The sequence below is a fragment of the Rhodobium orientis genome, assembly GCF_003258835.1.
Classification (GTDB): Bacteria; Pseudomonadota; Alphaproteobacteria; order Rhizobiales; family Rhodobiaceae; genus Rhodobium; species Rhodobium orientis.
On record NZ_NPEV01000038.1, the window covers coordinates 43678 to 55098 of the forward strand.

Consider the following 11421-nt stretch of genomic DNA (forward strand, 5'->3'; position numbering starts at 1 on the left):
AAGTTGGGATACTCTGCAATTAATCTTCTCGAATGAAGATTAAACAGCGGATTTTCGATCGCTAGAATTCTGTATGTCCATCTGTCAAAGGGGGCCTCTATGGTTGATTTGCCGTCTGGTTTTAAGCTCTGTCGGCGAAGCTCTCCTCCGACGATATCTCACCGGCCGGGGAAAAGACGCTGGAGCGCGTTCCCATGCGTCGCATTGGCGCGCTGTCGGAACTTGACGGCCCGTTCCTCTTGCTTGCCGGCGACCAATCGAGCTTCATGACCGGAGCGGTCATTCCCGTCGACGGCGGCCACCTCGTCACCGGGCTTTGAGCGCGAGAGAAAACAAAAGAACGCCTGTCCGGGAGGACGCCCGAAATGGACTTTTCGCTCGACGCCGAGACCGAGGCGCTGCGTCAGCGCCTGCGCGCCTTTATCACCGACACGGTTCTGCCGCTGGAGGCCGACCCTGAGAATTGCAACGAATATGAGCACGTCAAGCTCGCCGTCCGCGACCGCATCCGAAAAGACGCGCGGGCGATCGGCATCTGGACGCCGCAGGTCTCCGAGGACTGGGGCGGCATGGGCCTGCCGATGGTCGCCCAGGCGGCCCTTTACGAAGAGGCCAACCGCTCGCTCTTCGGCCCGGTGATGATCAACGCCGCCGCGCCCGACGACGGAAATCTGCGCCTTCTGGACACTGTCGCGCGGCCGGACCAGAAGGAAAAGTGGCTGAAGCCGATCGTTGCCGGCGAGGTCAGCTCCTCCTTCGTCATGACCGAGCCCCATCCGGGCGGCGGCTCCGACCCCGGCATGATGCTGACCCGGGCCGAGCGCCACGGCGACACCTGGAAGGTGTTCGGGCGCAAATGGTTCATCTCCGGCGCCGACATCGCCGACCATTTCATCCTGATTGCTCGCACCGACCCGGACGAGACCAACACCCGCAAGCACCTGACGGCCTTCCTCTACCACCGCGACCAGCCCGGCTGGCGCGTCGTCCGGCGCATCGAGAATATGGGCCCGGACGAGCATGGCGGCGTCTGCGAGCTGGAATTCGACGGCCTGGAAATCCCCGACGAAAACCGGCTGATGGAGATCGGCGACGGCCTGAAAGTGACCCAGATCCGCCTTGGGCCCGCCCGCCTCACCCATTGCATGCGCTGGCTCGGCCTTGCCAAGCGCTGCATGGAGATCGCCCAGGACTATGCGTCCTACCGGGAAAGCTTCGGCGTCCGCCTCGCGGACCGGGAATCGGTGCAGCTAAAGCTCGGCGAGGTCGCCCACGACATCGCCATCGGCCGGCTCCTCGTCATGCACGCGGCCTGGAAGCTGGACCAGGGCGACCGAGCCCGCAAGGAAATTTCCATGGCCAAGATCGCCGTCGCCGACACGCTCCACAAGGCGGCGGACGTCGCCATCCAGATCAATGGCGGGCGCGGCTATTCCACCGACACGCCGCTGGAATGGATCTACCGCTACGCCCGCTGCGCCCGCCTCGTCGACGGCGCCTCGGAGGTCCACCGCATGGTGCTGGCAAGGGCCTATGCGGAAGAGGGCGATGATTTTTGGCAGTGGGGGTGAGGCGGCTTCGGCGTTTGGGGCGGCCATTCGGCCGATGCGTCGATATTCGAACGAATGCCGTTTCCGCAGGCGTCATCCAGGCCGTGCGGCTGCTGCACGGCCCCCTCTGTCCCGTCGTTTCAGGCGGCTTCGGCGCAGGCGAACGGAGCACTCCGGCCAAACCAAAACTCCGTCGTCACCCCGGCCCCCGAGCCGGGGTCTAATGCCCGTCTCCGCACGGTACGCCGTTGGTGTTAGAAGGAGGAATCGGCGAAGCTCCCCGAACCCATCGCGACGGCATACCGTGACGAGACGGGCAATGGCCCCCGGGCCTCGCTGCGCTCACCCGGGGTGACGTCTGAGTGTGGGGTCGCCGGGAGTGCCTCCAAAGGCACGCCCAGCCCACCGCCAACGCCGGCTGGATTGCCGCGTCGGCCTGTCGGCCTCCTCGCAATGACGTTGAAATTATTGTGCAAATAACCTTCGATTGTCATTGCGAGCGCAGCGAAGCAATCCAGAAACCACGGTCGCGACTTGTCTTGGCGCCGAAGTCGTTTCGGCTATTCTATCGGCGCTCTTCAACGCCGAAGGCCACCAGCAAAAGAAACCGCCCATGCCCTCCACCGCCTTCCACCTCCGCCTCGCCATTCCCGAAGACGTTCCTGCCATCGAGGCCATCGTCGAGGCGGCCTATGCGCCGTACGTTCCCCGCATGGGCAAGAAGCCCGGCCCGATGCTCGACGACTACGCGGCACGGGTGGCCGAGGGCGTGGTGCAGGTGGCGACGCGGGACGGAACGGTCGAGGGTGTCCTCGTGCTGCTGCCGGGCGAGGATCACCTGCTTCTCGACAACGTCGCCGTCGCGCCCTCCGCGCAAGGCTCGGGCCTCGGGCGGTTTCTGGTTGCCGCTGCGGAACGGGCGGCTGCCGACCGCGGCCACAAAACGCTCCGCCTCTACACCCACGAGACCATGACGGAGAACATCGCCATGTATCTCCGCCTCGGCTATGCCGAGACCCACCGGGTGACGGAAAAAGGCTTTGAGCGCGTCTATCTGGAAAAGCGCGTGAAATGACTGGTGCGGCCGCCGGATTTCGGCAACGATGACGTGGTCCGGCCCCTGAAAAAACGCCCACAAATGCGCCGGCTTACGGAGACGAAACGCCCATGACCATCCGTTCCATTCTGGCCGCTCTCTGTATCCTCCTTGTGGGTGCCGTCCTCGCGCCCGGCCCCGCCGGCGCCGACGAGACGACGGCGCGGGGCCGGATCGTTGCGGTGGAGGATGCCGGCTATCCGATGTTCGCCGTGACGGTCGCCTTTCCGGCCAAGGACGAGGAGACGCTGCTCCTCAATGCCGAGGAAGCGGCGATCGACCCGGGCGTGCTTGCCGGCCTTGAGGGCCGGACCGCCGAGATCGCCGTCCTCCGCGACGAGCGCAACAGCCTCTACGACCTGCACTATCAGGGGAAATCCGTGTTCGATCCGGACGCGGAAAAGCCCGGCCCGGAACGGCAGAGCATCACCGGAACGCTCAAAGGCGCCGACGAGCCGACCGGCGGCGACCTGCCCGACGAGATCACAGTCACCGATGGCAAGGGCAACAGCGAGACCTTCGAATATTTCATCCAGCCGGAAATGGTCGCCGTGAACGGCCGCGAGGTGACCGCCTATTTCGAGACCCGGACGGTCGCCGAGATCACGTCTTTGACGCCCGTCGAGGAGTAAAAGGGGGGCTCAGCCTTCGGGCGCGCCGGCGAGGAACGGGCAGCGGGTTTCGTTCTTGACGTGCTCCAGCACGAACCAGCTTTCATAGGAGCCGATGTTGTCGTCGCCGGCAAAGACCTCGACGGCAAAGTCGGAATAGGCGGCGACGTCGGCAAGAACGGCGACGACATAGAAGTCGATAGGGCCGGCGGTCTGGTAGCACTGGACCACCTCCGGCCGCGCCAGCATTTTCTGCTTGAAAGCCTCCATCAGCCGCGCCTGGCGCTGGGCGAGGGTTGCCGCGACGATGACCTTGACCGCCGGGCCGATCAGCGTCGGGTCGATGATGGAAACGTCGCGCACGATGATGCCGTCCTTGCGCAGGCGCGCCACCCGCCGCGAACAGGCCGCCGGCGACAGCCCGACCTTCTCGGCGAGCGCGATGTTGGCAATGCGGTTGTCGGCTTGCAGGATGTGGAGGATCTGGCGGTCGATCCGGTCGAGCGGGGTCATGTGCGGTGCCCTGACGGCGTGACTGACAATTATTGCACGCTAACACAACAAATCGGACTTCGCGTGCAAGGATCTGCATGAAAACGCAACCCGCGCCGACGGCCTTTGCGCTACGATATCCGCCGTCCCATCCCTCCGGAGGCCGCCATGTCCGCCAGCCTTGAGACCAGCATCGACACCAAGCAGAGCAACGATTTCAGCCGCCACCTCATCAATTACGGCTTCAATTTCGTCCCCAACCTCATCGAATCCGCCCGCGGCTCGGTCCTGACGGACGTCGACGGCAACGAGATCCTCGATTTCACCTCCGGCCAGATGTGCGCCATCCTCGGCCACAATCACCCGGACATTGTGGAGGCCATCGAAAAGGCCTGCCGCGAGGTGCTGCACCTCTATAGCGGCATGGTCAGCGTGCCGGTCATGAAGCTGGCCGAGGACCTGGCCGCGATGCTGCCGCCGAGCCTGCAGCGTATGATGTTCCTCAACACCGGTGCGGAGTCCAACGAGGCCGCGATCCGCATGGCCAAGCTCCACACCGGCCGCTACGAGGTGCTGGCCCTGAGCGGTTCCTGGCACGGCATGACGGCCGCCGCCGCCTCGCTGACCTATTCCGCCGGCCACCGCGGCTACGGCCCGGCGATGCCCGGCACCATGGCGTTGCCGACGCCCAACAGCTACCGCTGCCCGGTCAAGCACTGCTGCGGCAAGTGCGACACCACCTGCCTCGACGTCGGCTTTGCCATGGCCGACGCCCAGTCGGTCGGCTCCCAGGCCGCCGTCATCGCCGAGCCGGTGCTGTCGTCTGCCGGCGTCATCATCCCGCCGGAGAACTATTTCAAGCGCCTTCGCGAGGAATGCGACAAGCGCGGCATGATGCTGATCCTCGACGAGGCGCAGACTTCGCTCGGCCGCCTCGGCACCGACTTCGCCTTTGCCCATTTCGGTGCCGAACCGGACTTCGTCACCCTGTCGAAGACGCTTGGCGGCGGCGTTCCCATGGCCGCGACGATCACCAGCGACGAGATCGCCGACGACTGCGCGTCGAAGGGCTATCTGCACGTCACCTCCCACGTCTCCGATCCGCTGCCGGCCGAGGTCGGGCGCGCCATCCTGAAGGTCTTGAAGCGCGACAACATCAACGACCGCGTCAAGGAGATGGGCGCCTATCTGGAAAAGGGTCTTAAGGAACTGCAGTCTCGCCACGAGGCAATCGGCGACGTGCGCGGCATGGGCCTGCTGTGGGGCGTTGAGCTGGTCAAGGACCGCGAGACCCGCGAGCCGGATGCCGAGTATGGCGCGGCCGTCACCCGCCGCTGCATGGAACTCGGCCTCAACATGAACATCGTCTCGGTCGGCGGCATGGCCGCCGTCTGGCGCGTCGCGCCGCCGCTGACGGTGTCGACGGCCGAGATTGACCGGGGGCTGGAGATTCTCGACCAGGCGATGGCCGAGATGCGGTAGGCGGCGCTTTTTTGCGCTCACGCCAGGCTCGCTAACGCTCGCGGCTCCACGGGGGCGGCGCAACGGCGCCGGCGGCCGTTCGGCCTTGCGAAGCCTGACGGCTTCGATTGGCGCCGTCTCGCCCTCTCTTGTCACCCCGGGCTTGACCCGGGGCCTATTGCCCCTTTCAACGCGGTAGCCCGGCTCGGCTGGATCGCCACGTCGCCTACGGCTCCTCGCGATGACGTCGATAGTCTGATTGTTATTGCGAGCGAAAGCGAAGCAATCCAGACAACGGCGTTCCAGCAACAGCAGGCATACCGTGCGGAAACGGGCAATAGGCCCCGGCTCGGGGGCCGGGGTGACGACTGAAGGTGTGGCGGGCCGAAGCGGTTCATTGGCAAGCGCCAACACGGGCGTCAGCGCCACAGACCATCGGCGTCTCACACCGTCAGCTGCCCCCGCCGCACCTCGTAGAGCATGACCGCGGTGGAAACGGCGAGGTTGAGGGAGTCCGCCTTGCCGGCCATCGGGATCTTGACCAGCCGGTCGCAGAGACCCGCCAGGTCCTCCGGCAGGCCGGATTGCTCGTTGCCCATGAAGAGGAGGACCGGCTCCTCGTAGGAAACGGCTCGGTAGTCTTCCGTGGCGGAAAGATGCGTGCCGACGACCGTGCCCGGCCATCCGGGCCGCCAGGCCTTGAAGGCCTCGACGCTGGCGCGGGCGAGCCTCACGTGGAAGATCGAACCCATGGTCGCGCGCACGGCCTCCGTGCCGAACGGATCGACCGTGTCCCCGACAAGGAGGACGCCGGAGGCCCCGACGGCGTCGGCCGTGCGAAGGATCGTCCCGAGATTGCCGGGATCCTTGATGCCTTCCAGGGCGATCCAGACCGTCGCAGAGCTGGTATCGATGGCGTCAAGTGGCACGGTTTTCTGTTCGAAGACGCCGATGACCATCTGCGGGTTGTCCCGCCGTGTCATCTTTTCAAGCACGGCCTCGGAGACCTTGAGGACCAGCCCGCCATGGGCGACGACCCGTGCGGCCGTCCGAGTCACCAGCTCATGGCTCGCAACCTTTTCCGCATGGACGAAGGTTTTGATCGGCCAGCCGGCCTCGATGGCGTCGGCGACGAGCTTCAGGCCTTCGGCGACGAACAGCCCGGTCGCCTGGCGGTGCTTGCGCTGGGAAAGGGCGCGGATGTCCTTGACCAGCGGATTGGCAAGGCTGGTGACGGTCTTGACGAGACCCGGCCGGCCCGGTCCGTCTTGCGTGTTCATTGCCCGCTCCAGCGCGAGAACATGGAGGTGGAAAGCGCGCGCCCTCCACCGCTGCCGTCGAGCCCCTGCTCGATGAGCGCGAGTTCTCCTGACTCAACGGTGCCGCTTCGGCCGGAAAGTTCCTCGGCAAGAAGCTCATGGGTGGCAAGGAAGGAGGCGCGGATCGAATAGGCGGTCAACACCAGGAAGAGCGCGTCGGGCGCAAGGATCTCCCGGCAGAGACGCACCATCTCCGGCAGATTTTCGAACAACTGCCAGACCTCACCCTTCGGCCCGCGGCCGTATTTTGGCGGATCGAGCAGGATGCCGTCATAGGTGTTGCCGCGCCTGCCCTCGCGGGCGACGAATTTCGTGGCGTCGTCGCAGATCCAGCGGATCGGTTTTTCCTCAAGCCCGGAGAGTGCCTGGTTCTCCCGAGCCCAGCCGATCGCCTTCTTGGAAGCGTCGACATGGGTGACCTGGGCGCCCGCTTCGGCGGCGACCAGCGAGGCAAGGCCTGTATAGCCGAACAGGTTGAGCACCTTCACCGGCCGGCCGGCGCCGCGGATCTTTTCCGCCATCCAGCGCCAGTGGGCGTCCTGTTCGGGAAAGAGGCCCACATGGCGGAACGAGGTGAAGCGGCCGACAAAGCCGATCCCGCCATAGCGCATCGGCCAGGTCTCCGGCAGCTTCTTGGAGAATTTCCAGCGTCCCGGCCCTTCCTCGTCCGTGTCGCCGGTAAAGACCGCATCCGCCGCCTCCCAGACCGCGTCGCCCAGCCGGCGCGAGCCCATCGCCTGGGGCTCCGGGCGCACGATGGTGAGACTGCCGTAGCGCTCAAGCTTCTCCCCGTCCCCCATGTCGAGCAGCGCATAGTCGGACCAGCCGTCGCTCGTCAGCATCACCGGCCAGGCGCCCTTCGGCGCGGCGCCGGCAGCCGGGGGTGTCGGCCCTTTCGGGCGCGCGGCAGTATCTTTCTTGGGCGTGGGAGCGGTCAGCGTGAGGACTCCGGGCATCGATCAGGGGACGGCGTTTGAAAGACTGTTACGCGGCGAGGGCGGCAAGCGTCAATCGCCGCCGCGCCCCGCGGTCCCGTCATGCGGCGTCCGGCCGCCTTGACGGCGCCGGCGTTCATAAAAATGCCGTGAAATGATATGCACTTTCCCGTAACAATCCGGTTGCCGGAGCGTCCCCGAACGGGCAAGCTGCGCATCGGATGGCGGCGGGCCGACGCCGGTTTCACGCGCCGGGATGCGCGCATGACGCGAACCGGCCGAGCCGCGGACAAAACGAAAATCGGCGCTGCCGGTCGCAGACGCCGGGACGAATGACAAGGGAGCATCTGTCATGGATATGACGGGGGAATACCGGATACCGGCCAGGCGCGAGGACGTCTGGGAGGCGATGAACGATCCGGAGGTTCTCAAAAAGTCGATCCCGGGCTGCCAGTCCCTGGAAAAGGTTTCGGACACCGAAATGACCGCCAAGGTGGTCTCCAAGATCGGCCCGGTGAAGGCGACCTTTAACGGTCACGTCACTCTTTCCGACATCGACCCGCCGAAGGGCTACCACATCTCCGGCGAGGGCAAGGGCGGCGTTGCCGGCTTTGCCAAGGGCGGTGCCGACGTGCATCTGGCCGAGGACGGCGCGGAGACGGTGCTGACCTATGAGGCCAAGGCCCAGGTCGGCGGCAAGCTCGCCCAGCTCGGCTCGCGCATGATCGATTCCACGGCCAAGAAGATGGCCGACGAGTTCTTCGCCAATATCAGCGAGCACTTCGGCGGCACCCCCGGCGAAGAGGAAGGCGTCCTGGAACACGCCGTCCACGAGATGGAAGACGTGGCGCGCGACGCCGAGGAGAAGCTGGAGGTCGCCGCCGGCCGCGGCTATCTCGGCGGCCCGATCGCCTGGGGCTTTGCGGCCCTTGGCGTCCTGATCCTGGTCATTCTCATCTTGAGCTGATCGAAAAGACGGAATTCGCGGCGCCGGACTGCGCATTTCGAGCCGGCGCCGCATCCCAATCAAAAGCAATCCAAAGGGAGGAATATCGATGTCATCAGTGTCCATGACCGTGAACGGCAAGTCCGTTTCGGCCGATGTCGAGGACCGCACGCTTCTGGTCGACTTCATTCGCGGCAATGCCGGCCTCACCGGCACCCATGTCGGCTGCGACACGTCCCAGTGCGGTGCCTGCCTCGTGCTCATGAACGGCCGGGCGGTGAAGTCCTGCACCATGCTGGCGGCCCAGGCCGACGGCGCGGAAGTCGTCACCATCGAGGGCGTCGCCAGCGGCGACCAGTTGCATCCGGTCCAGGCCGCCTTTCGCGACAATCACGGCCTGCAATGCGGCTTCTGCACGCCGGGCATGATCATTTCCGCGGTCGACATGATCAACCGTTGTGGCCCGGGCCTCGACGAGGCGACCATCCGCCACGAGCTCGACGGCAACATCTGCCGCTGCACCGGCTACCACAACATCGTCAAGGCCATCAAAGCGGCGGCCGACGAGATGTCTGGCACCGCCGCGGCCGCTGAATAAAAAAGACAAAAACCCAAGGGAGGAACCACCATGGGCGTGGAAGGAATCGGCGCACGCGTGCTCCGCAAGGAGGACAAGCGCTTCATCACCGGTCGTGGCCGCTATACCGACGACATGACCGTCCCCGGCATGTGCCATGCCGCCTTCGTGCGCAGTCCGCACGCGCACGCGAAAATCACCTCGATCGACGCCTCGGTGGCAGAGGGCATGCCCGGTGTCATCGGCTTCCTCAACGGCCAGCAGCTCCAGGGCGACGGCATCGGCAACCTGATCTGCGGCTGGATGATCCATTCCAAGGACGGCTCGCCGATGAACATGGGCGCCTGGCCGGCGCTCGCCTCCGAGACTGTCCGCTATGTCGGCCAGGCGATTGCCGTCGTCGTTGCCGAAACGCGGGCCCAGGCGCGCGATGCGGCCGACGCCATCGTGGTGGAATTCGAGGAGCTGGACGCCGTCGCCGACGCCGTCTCGGCCCTGAAGGACGGTGCGCCGCAGCTTCACCCCGAAGCCCCCGGCAACCTCATCTATGACTGGGAGATTGGCGATTCGTCTGCCGTCGATGCGGCGATCGCCAGCGCCGCCCATGTGACGAAGATGGAGATCGTCAACAACCGGCTGGTGCCGAACGCCATGGAGCCGCGCGCGGCGCTCGGCGTCTACGACCCGGCCGACGAGCACTACACGGTCTGGACGACGAGCCAGAACCCCCATGTGGCACGCCTCGTCATGAGCGCGTTCTACAATGTGGCGCCGGAGCACAAGCTGCGCGTCATTGCGCCCGATGTCGGCGGCGGCTTCGGCTCCAAGATCTACATCTATCCGGAAGAGATCGTCTGCCTGTGGGCCTCCAAGCGCACCGGCGTGCCGGTGAAGTGGGTGGCGGATCGCACCGAGGCGTTCCTCACCGATGCCCATGGCCGCGACCATGTCAGCCATGTGGAAATGGCCTTCGACGCCGACAACAGGATGACCGCACTGAAGGTCGACACGGTGGCCAATTTCGGCGCCTACATGTCGCTCTTTTCAAGCTCGGTGCCGACCTATCTCTACGCGACGCTGCTCTCCGGCCAGTATGTGATCCCGGCCATCCACTGCAACGTCAAGGCGGTCTACACCAACACCACCCCGGTCGATGCCTATCGCGGCGCCGGCCGTCCGGAAGCCACCTACGTTCTGGAACGGATCGTGGAGACGGCCGCCCGTGAGCTCGGCGTCTCGCCGGCGGAACTGCGGCGCAAGAACTTCATCCGCGAGTTCCCCTACCAGACGCCGGTGATCATGGCCTATGACGCCGGCGATTACGAGGTCTCGTTGGAAGCTGCGATGGCGGCTGCCGACTGGAACGGCTTTGCCGACCGGCGCGCGGAAGCCGAGAGCCGCGGCAAGAAGCGCGGCATCGGCATGAGCTGCTACATCGAGGCCTGCGGCATCGCGCCGAGCCAGGCCGTCGGCTCGCTCGGTGCCGGCGTCGGCCTCTGGGAATCGGCGGAGGTCCGGGTCAATCCGGTCGGCACGGTGGAGATCCTCACCGGCTCGCACAGCCACGGCCAGGGCCACGAGACGACCTTCGCCCAGCTCGTCAACGAGCGTTTCGGCCTGCCGGTCGACAACGTCCAGATCGTCCACGGCGACACCGACAAGGTGCAGTTCGGCATGGGCACCTATGGCTCGCGCTCCGGCGCCGTCGGCATGTCGGCGATCGTCAAGGCCCTCGACAAGGTCGAGAGCAAGGCCAAGAAGATCGCTGCCCATCTGCTCGAGGCCTCCGAAGGCGACATCGTCATCGAGAATGGCGAGGTCAAGGTCGCCGGCACCGACAGGAAGCTCGGCTGGCACGAGGTCTGCCTTGCCGCCTACACCGCACACAATCTGCCCGACGGCATGGAGCCGGGGCTGAAGGAGGGGGCGTTCTACGACCCGACCAACTTCACCTTCCCGGCGGGCTGCTACATCTGCGAGGTCGAGGTCGATCCGGACACCGGCAAGACCCAGATCATCCAGTTCGTCGCCGCCGACGACTTCGGCAAGATCATCAACCCGATGATCGTGGAAGGCCAGGTCCATGGCGGTCTGGCCCAGGGCATCGGCCAGGCGATGCTGGAAGGCTGCTCCTACGACAAGGAGTCCGGCCAGCTCATGACCGCGTCCTACATGGACTACACCATGCCGCGCGCCGACGACATGCCGTCCTTCAACGTCTCGACGACGGAGACGATCTGTCCGGGCAATCCGCTCGGCATGAAGGGCTGCGGCGAGGCCGGCGCCATCGGCTCGCCGCCGGCGGTGATCAACGCCATCACCGACGCCATCGGTACCAACGACCTGAACATGCCGGCAACGCCGGAAAAGGTCTGGCGCGCCATCCACGCGGCCTAAGGGACGACTTGCCGGGCCGCCCCACTCGGTGCGGCCC

Annotated in this window: 11 protein-coding genes; 8 read left to right on the forward strand and 3 right to left on the reverse strand. The window is 65.6% G+C overall.

What is annotated here, in order from left to right; genetic code table 11:
• Positions 1-155 precede the first annotated feature (155 nt).
• The 4 genes from CH339_RS16260 (at position 156) to CH339_RS16275 (ending at position 3278) form a co-directional block, all read left to right on the forward strand.
• A complete protein-coding gene (locus CH339_RS16260) occupies positions 156-320 on the forward strand; it encodes an SDR family oxidoreductase (RefSeq protein WP_276329884.1) in 165 nt (54 codons plus the stop codon).
• 45 nt (positions 321-365) lie between these two features.
• A complete protein-coding gene (locus CH339_RS16265) occupies positions 366-1571 on the forward strand; it encodes an acyl-CoA dehydrogenase family protein (protein ID WP_111435423.1) in 1206 nt (401 codons plus the stop codon).
• 592 nt (positions 1572-2163) lie between these two features.
• Complete coding sequence (locus tag CH339_RS16270; RefSeq protein ID WP_111435424.1) at positions 2164-2625, forward strand: GNAT family N-acetyltransferase; 462 nt, start codon at positions 2164-2166, stop codon at positions 2623-2625.
• 92 nt (positions 2626-2717) lie between these two features.
• Positions 2718-3278, forward strand: coding sequence for a hypothetical protein (locus CH339_RS16275; RefSeq protein ID WP_146610214.1), 561 nt, complete (start codon positions 2718-2720; stop codon positions 3276-3278).
• A 9-nt stretch (positions 3279-3287) separates the two neighbouring features.
• On the opposite strand, the gene CH339_RS16280 is transcribed toward CH339_RS16275, so the two are convergent.
• The gene (locus CH339_RS16280; protein WP_111435426.1) at positions 3288-3770 is read right to left on the reverse strand and encodes an Lrp/AsnC family transcriptional regulator; all 483 of its coding nucleotides are present in this window, start codon (positions 3768-3770) and stop codon (positions 3288-3290) included.
• 147 nt (positions 3771-3917) lie between these two features.
• On the opposite strand from CH339_RS16280, the gene CH339_RS16285 reads away from it, so the two are divergent.
• Positions 3918-5231 carry an aspartate aminotransferase family protein gene (locus CH339_RS16285; RefSeq protein ID WP_111435427.1) on the forward strand — a complete coding sequence of 438 codons (1314 nt, stop codon included), beginning with the start codon at positions 3918-3920 and terminating at the stop codon, positions 5229-5231.
• A 422-nt stretch (positions 5232-5653) separates the two neighbouring features.
• On the opposite strand, the gene CH339_RS16290 is transcribed toward CH339_RS16285, so the two are convergent.
• Together CH339_RS16290 and CH339_RS16295 are read right to left on the reverse strand one after the other, a co-directional pair.
• Positions 5654-6490: a TrmH family RNA methyltransferase gene (locus CH339_RS16290; RefSeq protein WP_111435428.1), complete on the reverse strand. Its 837-nt coding sequence runs from the start codon at positions 6488-6490 to the stop codon at positions 5654-5656.
• The gene (locus tag CH339_RS16295; RefSeq protein ID WP_111435429.1) at positions 6487-7485 is read right to left on the reverse strand and encodes a class I SAM-dependent methyltransferase; all 999 of its coding nucleotides are present in this window, start codon (positions 7483-7485) and stop codon (positions 6487-6489) included. Before CH339_RS16295 ends, CH339_RS16290 begins: the two co-directional genes overlap by 4 nt.
• 331 nt (positions 7486-7816) lie before the next feature.
• Between CH339_RS16295 and CH339_RS16300 the strand changes: the two genes are divergently transcribed.
• The 3 genes from CH339_RS16300 (at position 7817) to CH339_RS16310 (ending at position 11384) form a co-directional block, all read left to right on the forward strand.
• Entirely contained in the window at positions 7817-8431 is a 615-nt protein-coding gene (locus tag CH339_RS16300) for an SRPBCC family protein (protein WP_111435430.1), read from the forward strand.
• An 88-nt stretch (positions 8432-8519) separates the two neighbouring features.
• Positions 8520-9008, forward strand: coding sequence for a (2Fe-2S)-binding protein (locus tag CH339_RS16305; protein WP_111435431.1), 489 nt, complete (start codon positions 8520-8522; stop codon positions 9006-9008).
• 30 nt (positions 9009-9038) lie between these two features.
• Positions 9039-11384, forward strand: coding sequence for a xanthine dehydrogenase family protein molybdopterin-binding subunit (locus tag CH339_RS16310; protein WP_111435432.1), 2346 nt, complete (start codon positions 9039-9041; stop codon positions 11382-11384).
• Positions 11385-11421 lie beyond the last annotated feature (37 nt).

Coding starts and splice junctions, on each gene's coding strand:
- CH339_RS16265 (WP_111435423.1), top strand. CDS start 366: ATGGACTTTTCGCTCGACGCCGAGACCGAGGCGCTGCGTCAGCGCCTG.
- CH339_RS16270 (WP_111435424.1), top strand. CDS start 2,164: ATGCCCTCCACCGCCTTCCACCTCCGCCTCGCCATTCCCGAAGACGTT.
- CH339_RS16275 (WP_146610214.1), top strand. CDS start 2,718: ATGACCATCCGTTCCATTCTGGCCGCTCTCTGTATCCTCCTTGTGGGT.
- CH339_RS16280 (WP_111435426.1), bottom strand. CDS start 3,770: ATGACCCCGCTCGACCGGATCGACCGCCAGATCCTCCACATCCTGCAA.
- CH339_RS16285 (WP_111435427.1), top strand. CDS start 3,918: ATGTCCGCCAGCCTTGAGACCAGCATCGACACCAAGCAGAGCAACGAT.
- CH339_RS16290 (WP_111435428.1), bottom strand. CDS start 6,490: ATGAACACGCAAGACGGACCGGGCCGGCCGGGTCTCGTCAAGACCGTC.
- CH339_RS16295 (WP_111435429.1), bottom strand. CDS start 7,485: ATGCCCGGAGTCCTCACGCTGACCGCTCCCACGCCCAAGAAAGATACT.
- CH339_RS16300 (WP_111435430.1), top strand. CDS start 7,817: ATGGATATGACGGGGGAATACCGGATACCGGCCAGGCGCGAGGACGTC.
- CH339_RS16305 (WP_111435431.1), top strand. CDS start 8,520: ATGTCATCAGTGTCCATGACCGTGAACGGCAAGTCCGTTTCGGCCGAT.
- CH339_RS16310 (WP_111435432.1), top strand. CDS start 9,039: ATGGGCGTGGAAGGAATCGGCGCACGCGTGCTCCGCAAGGAGGACAAG.